Raw genomic sequence first — 23420 nt, forward strand, 5'->3', positions numbered from 1 at the left:
ATATTCATTATTGCTTTACACTAATACCTTGGATTTTGCTCGTATAGATTCATACTCCAAAAGATTTGATTCTGTGGAATCGGAAGAAACTCATCCCTGCCTTTGGTGAAACGTGCGGATTGATAAATCGTTCTTGTACTACGTTCATGTTCAAAGAAGCTGTTCATTTCCTGATCGGCAATACCCCAGCGTATTAAGTCAAAGAAGCGGCTTCCTTCCAATGCCAATTCCAAACGACGTTCGAAACGTAACGCTTTGCGGGCATTTTCCAAAGTCCACTGTATATTTTCACCGTCTACGTAAGGTCTTACCAAATAGCGGGATATCGGTGTACCATCGTCCATCTTTAAACGGGTGGTACTGCTTGCCGCACGCTCGCGCAACTGATTAATCAATGGCAAGGCTTCCGTATGCCGCCCCAATTCAATCAACGCTTCTGCACGCAATAGCAGCACGTCGGCATAACGGATCATAATCCTCGTTTTTGTATTACTGTAAAAGGGCGGGATATTGATAAAGCAATCACAATCGGGGGAAACATTTTCTTTCATCGAATTATAAGCACCATAGATCGGAATAGCACGACTCCATTCATTCGTTACCATGTGCGCCGGCTCATATTTCCACGGCACACCTGGGCGCGACACGGTATGATCCAATCGTGGATCTACCGTATGCACGGCAAAATCAACATTGCCATTATTGTAATTATCGAGTAAAGGTACTCCAGCTTGATTCGTATGGAAGGCATTCACCAGTGTTTGCGATGGTTTGTGAAAATCACAGCATCCCAAACCTTGCGGAGCGGTAAGCATATCACCAAAATTTACACGTCCACGTCCGGCTCCGTCGTTGCTTGAGAACTGAACGGCCATGATCGATTCTTTTCCATTTTCGTAGCTGCCGGGTAAGAAATTGTTGGCAAAATCGTCTTCCAGTCCATATGGGGAACTTAAAACCGGTTCCGTCGCTTTCAATACTTCTTCCAATAGGGGCCTATCAATAGAAACTACCGCATGGTTCTCATCCTGTTTATACGCTTGATACAGTCGTGTTTTCGCCAAGAAAGCATAAGCGGCATATTTATCGGCACGTCCTATCTGTTCCTGCCTTTCGGGTAAATGTTCGGTTGCAAAAGAAAAATCTGCCGCGATCTTTTCCAAAATTTCATCGCGTGTGAACTCCCGGTTCGATATCGTTCCGTAATCACTCGCCGGTACATTTTCGTCAATATAAGGGATATTCTTGAAAAGATTCTCCAACATCAAGTACCAATATCCTCTTAAAAAGCGTAGTTCCGCTTGACGGGTGAGCAGCAACGGGTACTCCTGTTCGGTAAGATTGTTCATGATACGCAATCCTTCATTCGCGCGGCGAATCCCAACATAAATATTGAACCAGATACCGTCGTAATTCCATTGATCGGGACGCGATGTCACAAATGTTTCCATAAAATGAAATACGTCTCCGTCGTTGATTCCTCCGCCACCTTTATAGGCATCGTCTGCACGTACATTGCCGTACTGATACATACTGAAAGCCCGGTTGATCTCATCATTTCCCAATTGGGAATAGGCGGCTATTACAAAACCATCTACCTCTTCAGGGGAAGATACCTGGTCTTCATTGAGCACTCCTCTCGGTCCTATTTCCAACATATCGTTACAGGATGCCATCAATAATGCGGATGCCAAGAGAGCAAATAATTTGCTACTATATTTAAATTTATTAATATTCATCATTGCTAAGGTTTAAAATTTAAGATTTAAGCCTGCTGTCCAGACCATTGGGTTAGGATAACCGAAACCCGGTGTTTCTGGATCTAGGCCGGTAAACGATTTCGATTTGTAGAGGATACCTAGATTATCACCACCTATATATACACGCAACGATTGTAATTTTATGCGCTCCAGCATCTTTTGATTAAAAGTATAACCAAACTGCGCGTTGCGTAGCTTCAAATATGCGCCATTTTCTATATAATAAGTAGATGATCGAGCTTCCCAGTTATCGTCTGTCAATGAAACAGCTGGAATATCCGAATTGGGATTATCGGGTGTCCAAGCGCCTAATAAGGCAGCGCCTTTGTTAGAAGCGGATTCGGCTACAGACCAGAAATGGGTGAATTTCTTGAAGTCGTTATACACATCCATTTTGCCCACTCCTTGCAAGAAGAATGATAAATCGAATTGTTTGTAGTCCATGGCAACATTCAAACCGTAATTGATACGTGGGATAGGCACGCCGATCCACGTGCGGTCATAATCATTGATCACCCCGTCGCCGTTTAAGTCCTGGTAGCGAATACGTCCCAGACCTTTCCCATTTTGCTGTATACCATTATCTAATTCTTCCTCCGTACGGAAAATACCATCGGCAACATAACCAAAGTGCGAACCAAAAGCTCTGCCCAAAATATTTTGTCCACGACCGTCACCACCGTACTCATTAACGACTTCCGGCGGTAGGTGTGTAACTTTATTGCGCACAAAGTCCATATTACCGGTAATATCGAATGTCAAGTCATCACCTATGCGGCTTTTGTATCCAATCACAAATTCAAGCCCCTTGTTTTCCATAGATGCGCCATTTACCCACATGTTTCCACCTTCACCCAGTACCCCTAAATATGGCGGCAGGAGCAGGATGTCTTTCGTCCGTTTCATATAGGCATCGACACTACCGTACAATTTTTGCCCGAAAAACGTGAAATCCAAACCGAGGTTACTCATCTCTGTTTCTTCCCAACGTAAGTTCGGATTTGCATTCTGCGAAAGGAAATAGCCGGAAGGAAGCACGCCAGACTTGTTGCCATTGATATCATACGCGGTAATATTATAGGCACTTAAATAGATATTGTAAATGGCGTGGTTATCAATTTCTTGATTACCTGTTCTACCCCATCCGAAACGTAGTTTTAGATCGTCCATAGCAGTGACCTTTTCTTTCAGGAAGGATTCTTCACTGATACGCCAACCCAATGAAAAGGCAGGGAATGTTCCGAATCTATTTTCTTGGCCAAAACGGGATGATCCATCGCGACGCATTGTAACGGAAGCCAGATAACGATCTAAATAGGAATAATTCGCTTTGGCAAAATACGACAACAACACACTTCTGGAACCAGATCCGGAATTGTCTTTGATCCCCGTTCCTGCAGACAGGTACATGTAATCTTCATCTTCTAATATATAGCCCTCCCGGGATGCCATAAAGGAACTAAAATCGTCGATATTATATTCTGTACCGACCATCACATCCAAGCGGTGATCGTCTTTTACCAAATTATAATTCAATGTATTCGACCAGTTCGTTTTTACACTGTGGCTTTGGTCATTTATGACTTTATTGATGTCGCTTTCCAGATAACCGGATTGATAGCGCTTGTCCCAGGCACGACGCGTATAATTACCATAGTCAATACCAAAATTCGAACGGAACGTCAAATTAGGCATCAGCTGTACGTCAGCAAAAAAGTTTCCGAATATGCGTGAGAAATGATAACCGTTCTGTTTGCTATCTTCAAGTTCGCGAACCGGGTTCTGCCTATCGTTCATGCCGGCAACAGGACCACCCCATCCTCGTCCGTCCACTGTACGGACCGGAATAATGGGTAAACCTACAAATGCATTGTATATCGGCGTATTGCTCACCTCACTCGTTTTGGTAAGGCTCAGGTTTTGCCCGATGGTCACTTTCCCTTGAAAGAGCTTATAATCGGAGTTCAGACGCGCCGAAATGCGATCAAAACCGTTGGTACGAATCACGCCCTTATTATCATAATATCCCAATGAAAATAAATAGCTTCCGTTTTCTGTTCCGTTTGATAGCTGTACATCGTAGTTCTGCACTACACCTGTTTGTGAAATCTCATCAAACCAATCGGTATTTGCGGATTTCATGGTTTGCGCCGCATCCAGATAATTTGGAACGTACATTTTATGAAGAACCGGCTGCGTGGTGTTTGGATCTATGTTCCAATCGTAATCATAGCCAATGGTATTGGTATTCGGATCAAAACCACTATTGACATACGCCCGCCACTGTACTTGCCCATATCCCTCGGTATCTAGCATTTTTACGCGGTTTACATAGGAAGATATAGCCCCAAAAGCGTTCGCGGACACCTGTACTCCACCTTGTTTACCACGTTTTGTCGTGATAATAATCACACCGTTTGCTGCTCTCGAGCCATAGATACTGGCTGAAGACGCATCTTTCAATACTTGGATGGATTCGATATCTGCTTGATTTAGTTCGTGCATACCAGCTTTTGTCGGAACACCATCTATGATATATAATGGATCGTTGTTGTTCAGTGTACCAATACCACGAATACGGATGGTAGTTGGCGAACTTGGAGCACCGTTTCCGGTAACCAACATGCCCGGTACTTGTCCTTGAAGGGCTTTCATGGGATTTGCCACCGTCTGTTTTTTCATTTCGTCTACATCGGCAATGTGCACTGCTCCGGTCAGATCCTTCTTGCGTTCGGTCTGATAGCCCGTAACCACGACTTCTTCTAGTCCCTGCTCTACACTGACCAAACGAATCTCCATAAATCTTGCGGTTCCTGTGGCAATGGTCTGCGACTCGTATCCTACATAGGATACTTCGAGGGAAACATTATCGTTTGGTAACACCAACGTGAATTCTCCTTTTTCATTTGTCTGTGTCGCCTGCTCCGTTCCTCTGACCACTAAAGATGCGCCCACTATGGGCACTTCTGTACTGCTATCTGTCACTCTTCCTTGAAGTGTTACCTGCTGTGCAAAGCTGGCAACAGAAAAAAGAACCATGTACAAAAGCAGGATTGCTTTCTTTCTTGTAAACATATAATCGGTTGCTTGTTAATGAATAAAATATTTAAGTTTATTGTTTATTAGCGTGTTTAATATTTGGTGTTATCTAAAGAATTTAACCATACAAACCTATTGATAGTAGGCGCGTCGTAACTCGGACATGCTCCCGTACTCTGCGTAACAAAGGCGCTTAACGTTGTGGCAAACTCCAACATTTCTTCCGGTGTTGCCTGTTTATCCTCGCGGCAACGCTGCGACAGAAATGCTGCCAGAAAAGAATCACCACTACCAATAGTATCTTTCACTTCAACTCTTAATGCTGGAAAATGGTAGGAGAATTTTCCCAACCAAGAATGATAGATAGCGCCTTTCGCTCCATAGGTTACGATAAGCTCATTGATGTTAAAGGTGGTCATGACGGCTTCCGCTTTTGCGGCATCCGTATCGGTATCTGGCAACTCCAACCAAGTTGCTACAAAACCCAACTCCTCTTCGTTCATCTTCACCAGATCAGCATAATAGAGTAATTCAAAGATGCGTTCCTTCGTATAATGCGGTGCGCGCAAGTTGACATCCAACACTTTGTAATTCGCTACGTGTATTAAGGTTTGAAGCGTTTGGTAACTGTCATTATTACGTGTAGACAAGCTACCGAATACAAAAAAATCTGCTTGGCTTACCGTTTCTATTTCTTTTTCGCCTAACGTAATATAATCCCAGGCAACAGGAAACACGATTTCGTAACGTACATCCTTGTTTTCATCGATATGGACTTCTACTGTCGATGTTGGATATTTATTATTTTTCTGGAAAAGCGTTAAGGGTATAGCCAATTCGGCACATAGCGTCATAATATCCTCTCCGTCTTTATCCTCGCCTACACGCGTCAGCATATCCGTATGAATACCTAGCTTATTTAGGTGATACGCGACATTGAGTGGTGCACCTCCTAATTTTCGTCCAGAAGGTAGATTGTCCCAAAGCACTTCTCCGAAACAAACACCGCTGATATTTAATATTTCGTTCTTCATTGTTTTAACGTGATTAATTCTTCTCTGTCATGCTTAGCATAACAGAATAATTGCATCCAATTAATGTAATGGCATCGCATCTCCCATATCCTCAAGCGATTTCCCTTTGGTTTCGGGCATCAATTTCCAAACATATACGAGCTGTAAAACCATACATCCAGCAAAAATCATAAACGTATATCCCCCACCCAATAATTCAGTAAGTGCAGGAAAGCTGAATGTGATAATAGCCGCCATTACCCAGTGGGTTAAACTGCCAAGGGTTTGCCCTTTTGCCCGAACATCGTTCGGAAAAATCTCAGAGATAAATACCCAGATAACGGCTCCTTGTGAGAAGGCAAAAAAGGCAATAAAAAACATGAGATAAAGGGTGACAGCAATACCTTCTGTATTACCGGAAAAAAAGGCATAAGATACCAACGATAGTGACACGATTAATCCGATGGAGCCAATGAACATCAGCTTACGTCGGCCGACCTTATCAATAAAGTTGATGGCTATTAACGTAAAGATAAAGTTAACCAAACCTATGCCTACCGTAGATAACAACGAGCTTTGCGCACCCAAACCTGCCATCTCGAATACACGCGGTGCATAATAAATAATCGCATTAATGCCTGATACTTGATTGAATACGGCGAATAGAATCGCTAATATTACCGGAAAACGATTAGCTTTCGAAAACAAACGGCCTTCTCCTTTACCTTGGCTCTCTTGCTGGTTTTTCAATATTAATTCGATATCGTTATCTGCCTGCTCTCCGCTTACCTTCTGCATAATAGCCGTAGCTTCTTCTTTTTTTCCACGGTGTAATAGAAGCCAACGTGGGCTTTCTGGTACAAAAAAGATCAAAATAAAGAAAATGAGGGATGGAAAAGCTTGTACGCCAAGCATCCAACGCCACGACTCTTCTCCTCCTTGTCCTATAAAATAATTGGACAGGTATGCAACCAATATTCCTAACACTACGTTGAACTGAAATAATCCCACCAATTTCCCTCGCGATTTGGCTGGAGAAATCTCTGATATGTATATGGGTGCGGTTACGGACGATACGCCTACTCCAATACCGCCTAAAAAACGGAAAAGGATAAAGGTATTCCAATCTTGTGCTAAAGCAGTCCCAATCGCTGAGAAAAAATAAAGTGCTGCTACGAGAAATAAGGTGGTTTTACGACCCAATTTATCAGAAGGGTAAGCGCCCATTGCCGCACCGGCAACCGTGCCTATTAAGGCTATTGCCATCGTCAGCCCGTGTTGAAATTCGCTGAGCGACCAAAATATCTGAACGGCTTTTTCTGCGCCCGAGATAACGGCCGTATCAAAGCCGAATAAAAATCCGCCTAACGCCACTACGAATGACCAGGCCAAAACTGTGTTTTTGTTCATGTTACTTTATTTACAACTGATTAATCCAAAATTAACATGAACTTCATCTCTGCTTAAATAATGGCTAACTTAATTATATCAAATTTGTATCAACGATAATAATTGATCAAACTATTATGTATCAATGAATTAAAATTTTAATAAATATTTGAGGATATGAATTTTGTACCATTTCTTTAGATGATGTTACCTATCGAAACAGTCGATAAAATGTGTATTTTAAACACTAAGCTTTGTTGTTCTGTTAGGAAAAAACAAAAAGATGTATCTTGTCAAGAAAATTCAAAACAGGGGATGTCAAGGTTTTACATTTTTTTTGCTTTCGTGATGCTTCTATGCTGTCATGCCTGTCAGCCGAGTGGAAATAATACGCAGTTTACCATCGCTTTTTCACAATGTATCGGTGATGACGCTTGGCGGGAAACCATGTTGGATGAGATGAAAAGGGAGCTCTCTTTCTATCCGGATATCGAATTTATCTACCGTGACGCCGGTGGAGATAACCAAAAGCAAATACAGCAAATAAAAGAGGTACTCGAACAAGATATCGATCTACTCATTGTGTCGCCCAATGAAGCCGAACCATTGACGCCGATTGTCGATTCCGTTTTTCAAAAAAATATTCCGGTAATTGTCACCGACCGCAAAACATCCTCCGGTTTATACAACGCGTATGTTGGGGCAGATAATCTTGCGATTGGTAAACTAGCTGGACAGTTTATGGCGCACACACTCAACGGACAGGGACAAATAGGTATCGTCACAGGGCTGAAAGGTACATCGGCATCTATTGAAAGGAAGAAAGGATTACTCGATGCGTTAGATAGTGCAGGCAATGTTCGTCTGGGTGTTGAAATACAAAGTGACTGGGAAAGACATACTGCTTATGAACAATCCAAACAGCATATTGAACAACTTCTTGAGCAAGATATTATCCTGGCTTTTAATGACCAGATGGCTTTTGGTGTCATCCAAGCACTCCGGGAAGCGGGGGAAAACTATAAAAGGGTTATCGGTATTGATGCTCTTCCTGGCGAAGGCAATGGATTATCGGAAATTGTCAACGGAACGTTGTTCGCTTCCATGCTCTATCCTACTGGTGGCACGGAGGCTATTCGCACTGCAATGGCTATTTTGCAACGCAAACCCTATAAACGGGATAATATCCTGGGAACAGTTGTCATCAATCAAGATAACGCAGGACTCATGATGCTGCAATCTAACAAAATACAGGAACAACAAGAGGATATAGACAAACGGCAAGAGCTTATCGTCGAACAAAATAAAATATACCGAAACCAACAGACGACATTGAATGTCTTGATAACAAGCTTGGTACTGGCGGTGGTATTCGGGGGGATTTCAATTATCGTTATCAAAAGCAACTGGGAGAAAAATAAGCATCTTGAAAAACAAAACGAGGAGATACTTTCCCAACAGCAGCAAATTGTGGAGATGAATGAACAGATACGAACTGCTTCCGAAGCGCAAAGCAAGTTTTTCACGAATGTATCCCACGAATTTAAGACACCGCTTACGCTTATCCTTGCTCCTATGGAGGAATTGGAGAAAGAGAAAAATTTATCTTCTGAAGGTGCAGACCAACTGGCACGTATAAAACGGAATGCAAAGAAACTCCAAAACCTCGTTATCGATCTGATTGACATTCACCGCATTGACAAGGCCAAAAGAAAGTTAAAGGCTGCTCCTGTACAGATTGACGCGTTTGTTCAGCAGGTATTGGCAAGTTTTAAATCCTTATCGCAAAAAAAACGTATATCGTTAAGCTATATCAGCAAAACACCACTCAAAGAAATCTGGATTGATGAGTATCTAATGGAACAGGCACTTTCCAACCTGTTATCAAACGCATTTAAATTCACGGCAACAGGGGGAAAGATTAGTGTCGTTGTAGAAGAAAATACCTTTGGGGATCATTTATACATCCGGGTAGTCGATAACGGAAGTGGGATATCCGTTACGGACATGGACTATATCTTTGACAATTTTTATCAAGGTGAACAGCATCTTTCTGGTTCGGGTATTGGTTTGGCCTATGTAAAGGAGATTGTTGAACTTCATCACGGACAAGTGACCGTTAGTAGTAAAAAAGGGGTCGGCTCGTCGTTTACGTTACGTTTGCCTACGGGACATTTACATTTATCAGAAGACGAAAAGAAAGGTTTGTTAGACCATACTTCTACACGGCAAACAGAACGTGAGGAGCACATCTTAAATATAGAGGAGCTTAACGAGGAAACCGTTTCTTTTTATTCCAGTAAAGCGGCTAATATTCTGGTTGTTGATGACCATCCGGATATCCGTCTGTTCTTGAAGGATATTCTCGAAAAGGAATATAACCTGCTATTTGCCAAAAGCTATTTGGACGCTATTGCAAAAATGGAACAAAGTTACCCGGATCTAATTGTGAGTGACATCATGTTGCCCGATGGAAGTGGTTTAGATCTCTTAAAAATGATCAAAAACAGCCCACAGTTTAATAAAACCCCGGTACTATTGCTGAGCGCGTTGGATACGGAAGAAGATAAAATTGAGGGAATGCGCCTGATGGCAGATGCATACCTTACCAAACCTTTTAATGTCGACCATTTAAAAGCCGTGATAACCAACCTCCTTACTTCCCGTCGACAACTGAAAGATCATTACACCAGCATTTTAGAGCCGGGAGAAACGGCAACGGATATAAAACAACATACTGCACAGGATAAGCGGTTTATGCAAAGTTTAGATATGGTTATCGAGGAACATATCGGAAAAAAATCACTCAGTGTAGAAGATATTGCACATTCGCTGAATATCTCCCGCGTACAGCTGTACCGCAAAACCAAGACCCTATTGAACAGTAGTGTAAATGAATACCTTCTCCAACGTCGTTTAACCAAATCCAAACACCTTTTACTGGAAGGGCTGCATATCAATGAAGTGGCTGAAAAAGTAGGTTTTTCCTCAGCGGCCTATTTCGCTGCAGCTTTCAAAAAACAATTTGGTATTACGCCAACGGCATATAGAAAGGACAAGCTGAAATAATAATGGGTTGACCAACGGCCAACCCATATATTATTAAATCATCCCAACGCTACGTTTGATAAAGGATGTCAAATCCGCACCTTTTAACAAACCACGAGATAATAAGGCTAAATCAAAAGCCTGTTTCGCGAGTTGTGTTCCCTCCTCTTCGGAACTTTCCAAAATTCGTTTTATCAACGGGTGGTTTCCATTGACGGTCACTTTATAATTATCAGGCAATGTGCCGTAGAAGCCCATGCCTCCTCCTGTTTTTGCCATGTCTTTCATCCGGCGCATAAACTCGTCTTCCGTAACCGAAACCGGGAGGCCGTCCGTGTGTAGGGCATCAACTTCCACTTTCATGTCGGCTCTGGAAATCGCTTTCTCAAAAATATCGGATGCTTTCTTAGATTCTTCTTCCGATAAGGATAACGTCTGTGTTTCCTCTTTCTGAATCAATTTGTCAACAACATCCGCATCTACACGTTTTGCCTGGATTTTTTCGCCGCCTTTTTGTTCCAAATATCCCACGAAATGGTTGTCCAATTGACCATCCAGTACCAATACATCGTAACCTTTCTCTTTCACCGAAGCGATAAAGCCATCCTGTTGTGATGGATCATTAGTATATAAGTACACAATATTCCCATCTTTATCGACTTGAATGTCTTTTACTTTTTCGTAGTATTCTTTCAGCGTAAAGCTCTCTTTGTCCATATTAGACAACAGACAGAAATCGTTAGCTTTTTCAGCAAACTTTTCATCGCTCAGCATACCGTATTTGATAAAGAGCGCTATATCGTTCCATTTCTGTTCAAAGTTTTTACGGTCAGCTTTAAATATCTCATTCAGTTTATCGGCAACTTTCTTCGTGATGTAATTGTTAATCTTCTTCACGTTGCTATCTGCCTGTAGGAAAGAACGCGATACGTTCAATGGAATATCTGGTGAGTCGATAACACCTTGCAGCAACATCAGAAATTCCGGTACGATGTCTTTCACCTCGTCGGTAATGAATACCTGGCGGGAATACAACTGAATTTTATTCCGCTGAATGTCCATTTCGTTCTTTACTTTCGGGAAATACAGAATACCCGTTAAGTTAAATGGATAGTCAACATTAAGATGAATCCAGAACAAAGGTTCGTCCATCGAATAAGGATACAGCTCGCGATAGAAGGCTAAATAATCTTCATCTTTTAACTCCGATGGTGCTTTCGTCCATGCCGGTGTTGTATTATTGATAATATTATCAACTTCTATCGATTTATATTTTGGCTTACCTTCTTCGTCTTCCCCATCGGGTTCCGATTCTGTTTTTGTTCCAAACCGTACAGGAACAGGTAAGAAGCGCGCATATTTATTCAAAATCTCGCTTAAACGGCCTTCGTTCAAAAACTCTTGCGATTCTTCATTGATATGGAGAATGACATCAGTACCACGTTCGGTGCGCGTACCTTCACTGATCTCGTAAGAAGTACTTCCGTCACAAGTCCAGTGTGCCGGAACAGCTCCATCTTGGTATGACAAAGATTGAATTTCCACTTTATCTGCTACCATAAAAGCGGAATAGAAGCCGAGACCAAAACGACCGATAATCTCGTTGGCATCGTTTGCTTCTTTAAATTTCTCCATAAACTCCGTAGCACCCGAAAATGCTATCTGGTTGATGTATTTTTTAATTTCCTCTGCCGTCATCCCGATACCACGGTCGGAAATAGTAATCGTTTTTGCATTTTCGTCAAACTTCACGTCTACAGTCAGATCACCAAGTGTACCTTGAAACTGTCCCAAAGAAGATAATCTCTTTATCTTTTGAGACGCATCCACAGCGTTGGAGACCAACTCCCGTAAAAAGATTTCATTATCCGAATAAAGAAACTTTTTGATCACCGGAAAAATATTCTCGGTATGGATCGAAATACTACCTTTTTCTTGCATATATCTTTTAGTTTTTGTCTATAAAAAATCAGTAACAGCTTTATCAAGGAGTATTCCATTTGTCTTTTTTAGGACAGGATGACAGTTTTAGAACAAGAAAAACTAATTTTTGGCACAATTTTCTAATCCGGTATATAAATAATTTCACCGTTGTCCAGTTGATAAGCTGTACCAATCTTTTTCCCTTTGCTTCCCCCAGCTTCTTCATTACTATCGGCACGGTATTTTTCTACTTTATCACCTTTTTTAGTGATGATTTCCATATTATCCTTACCGGGATTCTTTATCATGCTGAAATCCTCCTGGCTCAATATTTCGGACATTCCATAGCGGGTTACCAATGCCACCATCAGTGCTACAGCAAATACGAGGGAAAAATCAAACAGGTTTGCTACAGCAGCGATAGGATCCAATGCTTCATCATCTGTCCGTCTAAAACGTCTCTTTCTTCTCTTGTTCCTCATCGTTTCTCACTGATTAATTCGTGAATAAATTCCAAATCCGCAAGATCTTCGTTGTACCAGCGTTGTTTTATTTGGAGTATGATAAAGCCGACTCCGCCAATGATAAGACCAATAATCGTCGAAGCAAACCCCTCCTGCATATTTTTAGCAATAGACGTCAGGTCGCCGTTACTCAACCCTACAAGCGCCGGCTGTATCGGTATAAGCGTACCGATCAACCCGAGAATAGGTCCCACTTTGGAAAGCGTTCGCGCGAGATCGAGTTCTTTCTGTGTAAGCAACTCATAATCGGTCAGGACTTTTTCCCGGATGACTTCCGATGGGGCGTTTTCAACAATTCGGTAAAGCGCCTCTTTAAAAGACGATGCAGGTAACCCATCCGTCGCCAATTCCCGTACATTATCTCCATTTAAACCGGTAATTAACGGAACGATACGACGACGCGTTTTTAATCGGTTCATATAGAAACCATAAAATGAGCCAATCAACAACAGGGCTCGAAAAAACAAAAACACCAGTAACAGTACCGTTGGTACAAGAAAACCGGTGGAAATCCAATAAATCAGTTTATTTAAAAAATCCATTTCTTTTTATTCTAATGCTAACGATTGATCCTATATATCCCAATGCTCCTACGATAAGCACCAGTATCACTAACAGGGCAAACGGACGATAATCTGCCAGTTTATCAGCCGTGTCACCCAACTGATCAAACTGTACGTTGACCGACAGCATACAGGTAGTGATTGCTGTAATGATGAGTAACACCTGTGCTAACTCCAATCGTTGTTCACGATTAGGCAGCAACCAACGCAATGCCGCTCCACATAATACGAGCCCGATGGCGATACCCACTGCATATCCTATTGCCAATGTCTCAAATGCTATATTCGTGTCCGCATAAAAGAGTAAGACCTGGAATAGAAAAAGTGCAGCGGGCAAACCGGGCATGGGAATGTACCGTAGCCAACGCCACCATTTCTTGACCGGATATCCCAATACTGCCCGAAGTGAGGTGTTCACGATGAGCCAACGTAACAGCAATTCCGCCAAGATGAACACCGCTATACGCTGTAACCAAAGTGGATCTTCGGGTAGTTTTTTTAACACCGGAACACTCTGTTCGATAGCCGTGGGATATAGCGCATAGCAAAATACGGTAGATGCTAACGTTAGGCCCGCTAAGGGCCAAAAAGAGACATTATCCGCATATTGGAGTATGGTATTTAGCATACTCCATATCAAAATCAGCAGCAACAGTTCAAAAATCATCTTTCAGCGTTGTTCTTTTTTCGGATATACCCTATCAGCAGTACCAATAACGTTAACAATACTACAGCAACCAATACCCACTTCGTGCCAGAGGCTATGTTACTTTGCTTATCTCCCTGACTTCGTTTATCGGCTGTTTGTTCATCTACCTTTTTCAATACAGTAGCCTGGTTATCGGCATTATCGCTACCGGAGCTTGACGGGATTTCTTTTGCTTCCTTCAAGCTCGTCTCGTAATCGGTACGATCGCTTCCCTGCAACTTATCGGCGATAAATCTATTTAACGCGGCATTACCACATACAAATCCCGAGCAACCCGCTCCATGATCCTTCATCTCCGCTACATGTAGGTCTGTTATTTCCTTTAATTGTTGGCCGGTAGGTTGCCAAAGACCTTTGCGTACTGTTTCCAACATGACTGCCGTCAGCTCCTGCAACGCATACGGGTTTTCGCGGTCAAAAAATGTTTTCACCCCTAATTGCAGTTTGTCCTGCACATACGTTTCATGCAACTGGTTCCAAAGTTCAGCATCTATCGCATCGGGCTTCATGACGTTCCAACTGTACGTATTGCGGAATGTTTCTGCAAACACTTCCGCAGAAGACGCACTACCTTGCAGCAATTCACCGACATATTTGGGGTTGAGCAACGTACTGCGTGCCTCCACCCAAATCGCTTCTTTTAACTCCTGTACCCGTGGGTTGGACGGATTACGGGAATCACTGAAGTACACTGCCGGATCATTACCCGTCACTTCTTGCACGGCGATGTTAAGCCCACCGGCAAATTCATACACATGGTCAAGACTTAATGCACCCCATGTATTGGATGAACGTGGGTGGATAACCACATCGGTATTTTGCAGGGCAGCTTCAAACACCCCTTCTTTAAAATCAGCCCAGTGCTTGTCATCGTTGTACAGGGCGCCCATGTTATTTAAGTAGGTTTGTGCAATTTCACTGCGGTCTTCCCAACTATCGCCCTTTTCCACCATTCCCGTTATGCCGGTACCGTAACTGCCATTGACACCGCCGAAAACACGTAGTGTTGCCAGTTCCCTGGCTTCACGTGGGGAAAATCCTTTTTCTTTCAATAACTTTTCCGTTAGGTTGGCACCCGCCTTTACCGGATTATCCTCATCATCGGCGGCCGCTGCCATCGCTACTGCCTTATTAATCAGTTCCAGACGCGACGCAGCGAGGTCTCGCAACTGACCGGAAGTTTGCACGACGACATCCACCCGTGGACGACCAAGTTCCGAAACGGACATCAACCGCACGTCGGCCACACGACCAAATGCATCCCTTACAGGTTCTATGCCCAACAGATAAAAAATCTGTGCCAGCATGGCCCCTTCGGTATGGATAAAATCGCCCGCCCACAAAGTGAATGCTACTTTTTTGGGGTATTCACCGTGATTTGCCTCTTGATGTTTCTCCAACATCGAACGAACTTGCATCTTGCCCACTTCCCAGGCTTCTGCCGATGGGGTTTTCTCCGCATCGATGGAATATAGATTACGCCCTGATGGTACACTCTGTGGATTAACGATTGGGTCGCCACCGGACGACGGTGGTGTATATCCTCCCCCTAGTCCGTTTACGATAGCCTGCAGCTCTTTTTCGGTACTGCTGCTTAAGGCTTCGCGATACCTATCTAAATAATTGACCGCTGTTTCTATACGGTTGACAGCATCGGCAAAGTCAGCTTCCTTTTGATCATGCGGTTTTGCCGGCTTTTGCGCATTGGCTAATGCCGCAGCAACCTCCGGAGGAGGGCCACCTTGCCCACGCCGCTGTCTCCTTTGTGTTGTCTGTGCCGCTTGTCGTTCTTTCCAAGCAGCTGCCCGGACCATATCCGCCGATGAAACAAGATTCGATAAAGCAATTTTTCGACCTTGTTGCCAGTCTTTTATAATTCCCTCTGCACGCTTGGTATAGTTGGTATTCACAAATGTCTTCTGTTCTAATCGTTCCGCAGGAATCGCACCTTTAAGTACACCGAGTTTAGCCAGCCCATACGCAATCGGATCGATTGCCATCAAACGTACGGTGGCATCTAGCTGTTCCGCCGTATAGGGCACGCCCAGCGTATAAAGACCCGAAGTCACCTTTTCAGAGCCGATTTCTTCTACGAGCTCCGCCAGACGGTTTACTTCTTGCACGGAAAGATCACGCGTACTGTCCGCTATCTGCATATCGTTGTACAGACCCATTTTTCGTGCACGATCTGATATAGACTTTGCATAGGCATGTTGCACTGCCGGATCTTCTAAAGCGGTAAATTTATGCAGCGTCTGCTCCAATGCGGCCAGCTCATTGTACGTTTCCCCTTTCATAAAAGGCGGTGTAAGGTAGCTAAAGAGCGTGGCGTATGTACGTCGCTTTGCGATCATCCCTTCGCCGACATTGGAGATGGTATAAACGTAGAAATGCGGCGTATTGCCAATCAGCATATCCGGCCAGTCATTACTGGATAACGCGATTTCCTTACCAGGCGTAAATTCCAGGCTTCCATGCGTGCCGAAATGCATAACAGCATCTGCGTTAAATGCGTGGCGAGACCAAAGATAACTGGCAATGTAGGTATGCGGTGGCGCTTCGTCTGTGCCATGCACCATTTTAAACGTGTCATCCCCTATACCCGCCATAGGCTGTGGCAACAGCACAACGTTGCCTAATTGGATACGTGCGACAGCCACATAATCTGTATCCCCCTTACGCATCGCCATGTATTCGCCCGGTGCCGGCCCATAACGGTCGATTACGCTTTGCCAACGTTGTGGACTTAAATCTTTTTTTGCCCATTTCTCGTACTCGGCAGCAGGTACGAGTGCAGGTTTTCCCTTTTCAAAAAATGCCTGCATACTTCCTTCTGCGTACGGCCCTAGTACGGAACCGTTCTGCTGAATAAGCGTTTCGAGCCCTTTTGCCGACGTTGGAAGTTCTTCTACCCGATAACCTTCTGCTTTCAACCGTGTGAGCACATTGTATAAGCTGTTGACGACTTCCAAATTGGCAGCGACCATCGCATTTTTGCCCGGACCTTTAAAATAATAGATGGCTATTTTCTTATCCCTGTTGGGTTTCTGTTTTAGCGCAATCTGTTTTTCGACCATATCGGCAAACTTTTCCAATCGGTCTGGAATCGCCTTAAAAGCCAGATAGCCGTTTTCATCTCTGTATTGCGCAATGACAGCATAGGGCGCCACGGCACCATCAATCTCCGGTAGTGTGACGGACATATTGAGTATTCCTCCCGTCATCCCACGGGGATCTTCATGCCATTTGTCGTACGGTTCAAAGACACTCAGCGGCGTCAGTACAGGTGTATTATTTTCCTGTAGCCAAGCTACGGTACTATCTGCTCCACCCAGGCTGAAACGACCGTGTGGCATAGCTACGACCAAATCGGGTTTCAACTGCTTGAGCCATTTGGCACGGCTGGCGTATGCTGCAATCGGATATACATTAAGACCTTTGTGATGCATAGCCGTGATCAGGCTATTGAGGTGGTCGCGGTTGGCATTGAAAGGCCCCGGAACGGATGTCAGCAGTGCGACTATAGGCGCACGCTCCTTGATAAAACCCTGTTGTTTCCCATATTCTTCAAAGGCTTCCAAGCTTTTGAAGGTAAGTGCCTCGTCGATGTGAAACAGTACGTCACGGTCTATTTCTTCGGGCGGTAGGATGGCATCCGTGAACAGCGATTTCCCATCAAATACCTTGCGTGCATAATTAAGCAGGCTTTTGTTATTTTGCAGGCCGCCGTAATTTAGGTACCCTTTTACAGCTTCCAATCTATCCCCGGTCAGGTTGGTGAAATCCATCGCCGGATTGGTGGCTCCCTCGACAAAAATAGGTACCCCCTTTTTGCTTGCCCGTAACAAATGTTGTTGTTGGCTCTCGTCTAAATGAAAACCACGACCGAAAATAAAAACAGCACTGTATCTCCCCGCCTTATCTAGATCGTCTTCCGATAATATGGTGGTTCGGATGAACGGGTTATCATTTGCCTTGCTAATAGCCGATAATCTGAATTCCGGGAAATGGACAAATGCAATAGCGGTTGGTGCTAAAAATCTGGCATACAGAAAATACAAGGTGAAAACCACGGCTAGCAAGGGTAATATCCACCGAAGTTTCCGTTTGTGCTTTTTGAAAAATTGCTTCATCGTTAGCATTACTGAATCTCTTTGTACTCAAAGGTTGGATACCCGGTGGTGATATTGGGGCCACCTTTGTAGGCAATAAATCTCATTTTAAAATACCGGCCATCCACATCTTTGACGATATAGGTTTTCCAGTCGTACACTTTATAATTACCGTCACGATGTGGTTGAAGAATCTGATACCAACCCGATCCAATTGCCAGTTGATAGTCTAAAGGGGCTAGCGCTGTGTAATCGGCAACCGTGATGTCGTCGTAGCGGCTGTTGGACGATGGGAAAGTGTTAACAGGCGCTTCGGGATTATCGGTATCCTCCAAATGTGCACCCGGATTATCCAAAGCTACCCGAACACCACCATACGTATTGACCATTGCGCCTACACCGACAACAAAACTAAATGGCGGCGGCCCTCCTCCCGGACGGGTGTAGCCTGTGATCAGAAGATCCCACTTTCCTTTATCGGGTTCGATTTCCACTACCGCGTTTGTTTGGAAGGAGTAAAAGGTGTAGTTTTTATTTTTATTTAACGGAATTTCAACCGTTCTCTCTCCGGTACCGTCCAAGTTGGCATACCGTACTGTATAGGTATTATTAGTAAGCCCCTCAATGATGAATTTCTTATAGCCAATGCCGGTCGTCGACGAAGGCGGGTTCAGTCCGAGATCGATGACATACACTGTTTTTTCGGACACACTATTGTTTCCCCATGAGCCGATCGCCGTACCTCCCAACTCATCTGCTGCGTTATCAAATTTAAATGCGCCTGGCGTCGTCGAAGGTGCCGTAACCGCGTTAAAGTTAGTCTGTCCGGTGTTCCATACGCCGGATTTCTTGGCTGAATTTACTTTCACCGCAAAGCCACCTTCGCTCTGAAAGGCTATATCCCAAGAGTTTACAGGGATGGTAGTCGTTTTTCCTTCGCTGAGGTCTAGATAAATCTGGTTTCGTAATTCCTCGCCTACCTCTGCCACGATCGTACCTTCGATGGGTTCCAGCGGGGTAAATGGGTCATCCTTTTTGCAGGATGTGATCGCTGCCAAGATAAGAAGGGCAATTGCTCCTCTTTTTAGTTTGTTTACGTTCATAATTTCTATTTTTTTAATTTATTTCTTCTTGAAAATATTTCACTTTACAGTTGTCTTGTTATCCGAAAAAATGCCTGCCTGCCCTGCCCTACAGGCAACTGCGGACTATAATCGGTATTGTTGACACCACCTCTGGTGGTCTGTTCCACCTCTGTTACCCCGGCGATATTCTTAACGCCAACCGTGGCGAACCATTTCGTAGCGAAACTTCTCGCCATACTGAAATCCAACAGGTGATAATCCTCTTGAATACGATCCTGCAATTCACCATCACGATCAAGCCCGAAGCGGGAAAGCCGCCCGTTATATTTGTAGAAAAGGGAAAACGCAATATTCGACCATTTATCTGCGTACGTGACCGTCGCATTGGCTTCGGGTGTTCGATAAACCGTATGGTGCGAATTACTACCCGAGCGCATCAGCATACCGATAGCAGGGCGTACCGTAAATCGATTATTATAACTATAAGTGAAGCCGATGTTCCCGCCGTAAGTCCGAAAACGCGCAATATTCTGGTAAATCATCGCCACATTCACATACTGCCGGGCAGGCGGCAACGTTGATCGGTCTTTGTCCACAAACTCGATTTTTTCTTGGATGTAATTGTAGTAGAACATAGGCGATATGCCAAATCGATGACGACCGCGCTGCCAAGCAAAAGTTGCGGAGGCCGTCACGTTATCTGCCAATTCGGGTTTCAGATCCGGATTACCGTTAACACTATGATTAGCGTCTTGAAAATCCCAGTACAGTTCGCGTAAACCAGGTGCCCGGAACGATTTGGTATAGGCTAGGCGAACGGTTGCGACATCCGCAATATCATATTTGATATTGATGGAAGGCACGATGGGTAATTCCATCCCAAGAAAATTGATACTGTCTGCACTAAATTTCGAGTTGTGCATCCAACGAAGCGCTCCCTGTACATACAGCGACGGCATTACATAATATCCAACACCGCCATACACGCCATAATCATCGATAGCAGAACCAAGTGGATCGATATTCCATCCCTTGGAACGATTTAGATTGACGTCATATCCCATCAAATAGGCTATTCGTCCCTCATTAGGTCGATAGTCCGCATTTCCTCGAAACGCATAACTACCAAACCAAGTATCCGTTACGTTCAGTTCTTTACGCGTTTCGTCCGCCAAGTTTATCAAGTACTCGTGATTATCCCGACTATAATGTTGGTAGCTGTTCATCACATCAATCCGGAATTTGTTAAACACTTCTCCGGAAAGCGTTACAACAGAGTTAAATCGGTTGGTTATAAATTCGACATCGTTGGTCGTTCGATATAGATAACCCGGATCCGGGTCTCCCTTATTTATCTGATTCTCATAAAACTGGTTATGCGCTAGACCTAACTGTAGCTTTCCGAGTGGTTTTGTATAACGGAAGTTTCCGAAATACTGTAACGAAGGGTTCCAAAGCTTACTACGGGGACGGCGTACCGATGAAAAACCTTCGAACTGGTTTCTACTTAACGCGACGGACATACGGCTGTCGTCGCGGAATCGTAGACCCAATAGACCGTCAACGTTGTATTTTCCAACGCTTTCATAAAATGCCGAAAGGTTTCCCTCTATCGACTCTAAGCCGTCTGCCGTTTTCGTGACGATGTTGATGATTCCGGCAGTGGCGTTGCTACCATACTGCACGGCCATCGCATTTTCCACAAATTCCACCCGGGCGGCGTGGTTAAGGTTCAGCTGGTTCAAATCCAGCTCGTTACTCTCTCCAGCTATAATGGGAATTCCATCCAGCAAAATTTTTACATTTTGTCCTGAAAGCCCCTGCACCATAATATTGGCTCCGTTTACATTATCGTTGACTATCCGCACATTCATTTGCGACGCCAACAGATCCGTGAGGTTAACGGCACCTTGTGCGCGGATACGGTTTGCTTCGATCACGTTGACATTATGTACGGAACGGCGTGCTTCCAGAGCGGCTCGTGTACCAGTTATCTCGACGGTATCGATCTCCCCACCCTCTTGCGCCATAACAGTCCATGGTAAATAAATAAAGAAAATGAATAAAAGATGTTTCACTAAATTAAACTTTGTTGCAAAATTAAACATTACAAACAACAAATGAAACATAGTTGCATTATTATTTCTTCATATTTTTTGTAATTTAGACCGTCAACGAAATCATAGAAATGGAAATAAAACAATACATAAAAGATATCTCTACAGTCAAGTTCACCTATATACCCTGCATTTTACTGACGACATTTTCCTGTAATAATCCTCAACAATCTGAACAAATGACATACGATACGACCGGTAGCGTAGTACGCTATGACGTAGCTTTAGATGCTATTATCGACAGCTCCGAGACGGCAGAAATTATTGCCGAGGGCTTTGAATGGAATGAAGGGCCACTATGGGTGGAAAGCGAACAAATGCTCTTATTCTCAGATGTGCCCACGAATACCATTTACAAATGGACAGCCGAAAAGGGAAGTGAAGTTTATTTAAAACCTAGTGGCGATACGGGTGATGAGCCGAACCGACGTAAAGAGCCCGGTAGCAATGGTTTATTACTAGATAAGGCGGGAAACTTGGTGTTATGCCAACATGGTAACCGCCAAGTTGCCCGAATGGATGCACCCTTGCAGCAGCCTCAGGCTACGTTTGAAACATTAGCCGATAAATATGATGGTAAACGTCTCAGTAGTCCGAATGACGCCGTTTACAATAAAGCTGGTGAATTATTTTTCACCGATCCGCCTTACGGATTGCCAACGCAGGGAGATGATGATCCTGAAAAAGAAATACCTTTTAACGGAGTATATAAAGTAAAACAAAATGGCGAGATTATATTGTTGACCGATCAGATTAGTAAACCCAATGGTATCGCATTTTTCCCGGATGAACAGAAGCTATTGATCGGTAATTCCGATCCTAATGCTGCGGATTGGTATATATTGGATTTGGCGGATACTGTCGTAACGCCAAAATTATTTTACAGCGCAACGAATGAACGAGAGGGATTAAAGGGATTACCTGATGGGCTTAAAATAGACAGCAAAGGAATCGTTTATGCCAGCGGTCCGGGTGGCATTTGGATATTCGACAGCACAAGCAAAGTACTTGGCAAAATAGCATTGGATGACGCCGCTTCCAATGTCGCTTTATCTACAGATGAGAAAACATTGTATATCACGAATAGCGGAAAGGTGTTACGTATTAAACTAAAATAACACCTTTCTATGTATTGGCTTTAAACCGTCAATATTCCCCGAAAACCACGGGCACCGTAATAAGATTCTGCTCCATTGTGGTAAATAAATACATGACCGTATCGCCAATCTCCGAAAATAGCGCCGCCTTTTTCTCGGATGGCGGTTGGTGTCAATACCCAACTGGAAGTCTTCGTATCAAACTTTCCAAGTGTTTGTAGTGCACGATATTGTTCTTCTGTTAAAAGTTCAATACCCATTTCAGAAGCCATCCCTATTGCGCTATGTTTGGGTTTATGTTCTTTTCTTGACTCCAGTGCTTCCGGATCGTAACAGACACTCCTTCGCCCTTTCGGACTCTCCGCAGCACAATCACAAAAAACATATTCAGCCGCTTCTTTCTTGTAATCTATCACATCTGGTTCACCACCAGTTTCTTCCATTTGATAAAGTGACCAAAGCTTTTTAGGGCTTGCGACGAGTTTTTCCTGTATTTTTGTCCAATCCAAATCGGGATGGCGATTTTTATTTTTCTCAAACCGTGTTTTCAAGATGCCGAGAAGTTCTTCTATTTGTTCCTGAGACAGTTTTGTTTTGTTATTCATGGTATAGCGCTATTTGATTGAAAAAACGAATATACAATAAATCTGTTTTAAGAGAAGCTAAAAAAGCCGATCCTTCTATCAGAATCGGCTTTATTTCCTTAGTTTTTTTAGACTCAGAGCTGTTTGCTCAATTTCTCTACTAAAACAGATTTTGGTACAGCACCAATCTGCTTGTCGACAATTTCACCGTTTTTGAAGAATAACAAAGCTGGAATATTGCGGATACCATATTTAACGGAAATGTCCGGGTTGTTATCCACATTTACTTTTCCTACTACTGCTTGTCCTTCATATTCTGTCGCGATTTCGTCTACTACGGGACCAACCATACGGCAAGGGCCACACCATTCTGCCCAAAAATCAATTAGAACAGGTTTATCTGATTTAAGAACAAGCTCTTCAAAATTGCTATCTGTAATTTCTAATGCCATAATAT

General features: G+C 43.6%; 15 protein-coding genes. 2 read left to right on the plus strand and 13 right to left on the minus strand.

Translation table 11 applies throughout. The features are described from left to right. Nucleotides 1–20: 20 nt before the first annotated feature. Genes H8B21_RS07345 through H8B21_RS07360 form a run of 4 tightly spaced genes read right to left on the minus strand, consistent with a single transcriptional unit; the run spans nucleotide 21 to nucleotide 7222 of the window. Nucleotides 21–1742, minus strand: coding sequence for a RagB/SusD family nutrient uptake outer membrane protein (locus H8B21_RS07345; RefSeq protein ID WP_223814902.1), 1722 nt, complete (start codon nucleotides 1740–1742; stop codon nucleotides 21–23). A gap of 9 nt (nucleotides 1743–1751) precedes the next feature. Beyond that, nucleotides 1752–4835, minus strand: a complete 3084-nt coding sequence (locus tag H8B21_RS07350; RefSeq protein ID WP_190313157.1) for a SusC/RagA family TonB-linked outer membrane protein — start codon at nucleotides 4833–4835, stop codon at nucleotides 1752–1754. Between the two features lie 56 nt (nucleotides 4836–4891). Continuing rightward, a complete protein-coding gene (locus H8B21_RS07355; protein ID WP_190313158.1) occupies nucleotides 4892–5833 on the minus strand; it encodes a carbohydrate kinase family protein in 942 nt (313 codons plus the stop codon). A gap of 60 nt (nucleotides 5834–5893) precedes the next feature. Continuing rightward, on the minus strand, nucleotides 5894–7222 hold the full coding sequence (locus tag H8B21_RS07360) for a sugar porter family MFS transporter (RefSeq protein ID WP_190313159.1): 1329 nt from the start codon (nucleotides 7220–7222) through the stop codon (nucleotides 5894–5896). A gap of 294 nt (nucleotides 7223–7516) precedes the next feature. Here H8B21_RS07360 and H8B21_RS07365 point away from each other — a divergent pair, with 294 nt between their 5' ends. Next, on the plus strand, nucleotides 7517–10270 hold the full coding sequence (locus H8B21_RS07365; protein WP_190313160.1) for a substrate-binding domain-containing protein: 2754 nt from the start codon (nucleotides 7517–7519) through the stop codon (nucleotides 10268–10270). Nucleotides 10271–10303: 33 nt separating this feature from the next. Here H8B21_RS07365 and htpG read toward each other — a convergent pair whose 3' ends face one another. The 7 genes from htpG to H8B21_RS07400 all read right to left on the minus strand — a co-directional run bounded on the left by htpG (nucleotide 10304) and on the right by H8B21_RS07400 (nucleotide 21243). Further along, a complete protein-coding gene (gene htpG / locus H8B21_RS07370; protein WP_190313161.1) occupies nucleotides 10304–12190 on the minus strand; it encodes a molecular chaperone HtpG in 1887 nt (628 codons plus the stop codon). Nucleotides 12191–12312: 122 nt separating this feature from the next. Further along, nucleotides 12313–12654 (minus strand): DUF2149 domain-containing protein, encoded by a 342-nt coding sequence (locus H8B21_RS07375; RefSeq protein ID WP_190313162.1) that lies wholly within the window; start codon nucleotides 12652–12654, stop codon nucleotides 12313–12315. Next, a complete protein-coding gene (locus H8B21_RS07380) occupies nucleotides 12651–13238 on the minus strand; it encodes a MotA/TolQ/ExbB proton channel family protein (RefSeq protein ID WP_190313163.1) in 588 nt (195 codons plus the stop codon). Before H8B21_RS07380 ends, H8B21_RS07375 begins: the two co-directional genes overlap by 4 nt. Next, nucleotides 13222–13926, minus strand: a complete 705-nt coding sequence (locus H8B21_RS07385) for a hypothetical protein (protein ID WP_190313164.1) — start codon at nucleotides 13924–13926, stop codon at nucleotides 13222–13224. The genes H8B21_RS07380 and H8B21_RS07385 overlap by 17 nt, the downstream gene beginning before the upstream one ends. Further along, nucleotides 13923–18101 carry a cobaltochelatase subunit CobN gene (locus tag H8B21_RS07390; RefSeq protein WP_190313165.1) on the minus strand — a complete coding sequence of 1393 codons (4179 nt, stop codon included), beginning with the start codon at nucleotides 18099–18101 and terminating at the stop codon, nucleotides 13923–13925. Before H8B21_RS07390 ends, H8B21_RS07385 begins: the two co-directional genes overlap by 4 nt. Before the next feature lie 8 nt (nucleotides 18102–18109). After that, nucleotides 18110–19183 carry an HmuY family protein gene (locus tag H8B21_RS07395; protein ID WP_190313166.1) on the minus strand — a complete coding sequence of 358 codons (1074 nt, stop codon included), beginning with the start codon at nucleotides 19181–19183 and terminating at the stop codon, nucleotides 18110–18112. 44 nt (nucleotides 19184–19227) lie between these two features. Then, a complete protein-coding gene (locus tag H8B21_RS07400) occupies nucleotides 19228–21243 on the minus strand; it encodes a TonB-dependent receptor plug domain-containing protein (protein ID WP_190313167.1) in 2016 nt (671 codons plus the stop codon). Nucleotides 21244–21461: 218 nt separating this feature from the next. Here H8B21_RS07400 and H8B21_RS07405 point away from each other — a divergent pair, with 218 nt between their 5' ends. Then, nucleotides 21462–22400 (plus strand): SMP-30/gluconolactonase/LRE family protein, encoded by a 939-nt coding sequence (locus H8B21_RS07405; protein ID WP_190313168.1) that lies wholly within the window; start codon nucleotides 21462–21464, stop codon nucleotides 22398–22400. Nucleotides 22401–22420: 20 nt separating this feature from the next. Here the strand turns inward: H8B21_RS07405 and H8B21_RS07410 are convergent, their stop codons facing one another. After that, the gene (locus H8B21_RS07410) at nucleotides 22421–22984 is read right to left on the minus strand and encodes a DUF4256 domain-containing protein (RefSeq protein WP_190313169.1); all 564 of its coding nucleotides are present in this window, start codon (nucleotides 22982–22984) and stop codon (nucleotides 22421–22423) included. A gap of 113 nt (nucleotides 22985–23097) precedes the next feature. Continuing rightward, nucleotides 23098–23415, minus strand: a complete 318-nt coding sequence (gene trxA / locus H8B21_RS07415; RefSeq protein ID WP_165292802.1) for a thioredoxin — start codon at nucleotides 23413–23415, stop codon at nucleotides 23098–23100. Between the last annotated feature and the right edge of the window lie 5 nt (nucleotides 23416–23420).

Source organism: Sphingobacterium chuzhouense (assembly GCF_014692525.1).
Taxonomy (GTDB): domain Bacteria; phylum Bacteroidota; class Bacteroidia; order Sphingobacteriales; family Sphingobacteriaceae; genus Sphingobacterium; species Sphingobacterium chuzhouense.

Bases quoted from the DNA above. Each gene is read 5' to 3' on its own strand.
- H8B21_RS07345 (WP_223814902.1), bottom strand. From the start codon at position 1,742: ATGATGAATATTAATAAATTTAAATATAGTAGCAAATTATTTGCTCTC.
- H8B21_RS07350 (WP_190313157.1), bottom strand. From the start codon at position 4,835: ATGTTTACAAGAAAGAAAGCAATCCTGCTTTTGTACATGGTTCTTTTT.
- H8B21_RS07355 (WP_190313158.1), bottom strand. From the start codon at position 5,833: ATGAAGAACGAAATATTAAATATCAGCGGTGTTTGTTTCGGAGAAGTG.
- H8B21_RS07360 (WP_190313159.1), bottom strand. From the start codon at position 7,222: ATGAACAAAAACACAGTTTTGGCCTGGTCATTCGTAGTGGCGTTAGGC.
- H8B21_RS07365 (WP_190313160.1), top strand. From the start codon at position 7,517: ATGTCAAGGTTTTACATTTTTTTTGCTTTCGTGATGCTTCTATGCTGT.
- htpG (WP_190313161.1), bottom strand. From the start codon at position 12,190: ATGCAAGAAAAAGGTAGTATTTCGATCCATACCGAGAATATTTTTCCG.
- H8B21_RS07375 (WP_190313162.1), bottom strand. From the start codon at position 12,654: ATGAGGAACAAGAGAAGAAAGAGACGTTTTAGACGGACAGATGATGAA.
- H8B21_RS07380 (WP_190313163.1), bottom strand. From the start codon at position 13,238: ATGGATTTTTTAAATAAACTGATTTATTGGATTTCCACCGGTTTTCTT.
- H8B21_RS07385 (WP_190313164.1), bottom strand. From the start codon at position 13,926: ATGATTTTTGAACTGTTGCTGCTGATTTTGATATGGAGTATGCTAAAT.
- H8B21_RS07390 (WP_190313165.1), bottom strand. From the start codon at position 18,101: ATGAAGCAATTTTTCAAAAAGCACAAACGGAAACTTCGGTGGATATTA.
- H8B21_RS07395 (WP_190313166.1), bottom strand. From the start codon at position 19,183: ATGAACGTAAACAAACTAAAAAGAGGAGCAATTGCCCTTCTTATCTTG.
- H8B21_RS07405 (WP_190313168.1), top strand. From the start codon at position 21,462: ATGACATACGATACGACCGGTAGCGTAGTACGCTATGACGTAGCTTTA.
- H8B21_RS07410 (WP_190313169.1), bottom strand. From the start codon at position 22,984: ATGAATAACAAAACAAAACTGTCTCAGGAACAAATAGAAGAACTTCTC.
- trxA (WP_165292802.1), bottom strand. From the start codon at position 23,415: ATGGCATTAGAAATTACAGATAGCAATTTTGAAGAGCTTGTTCTTAAA.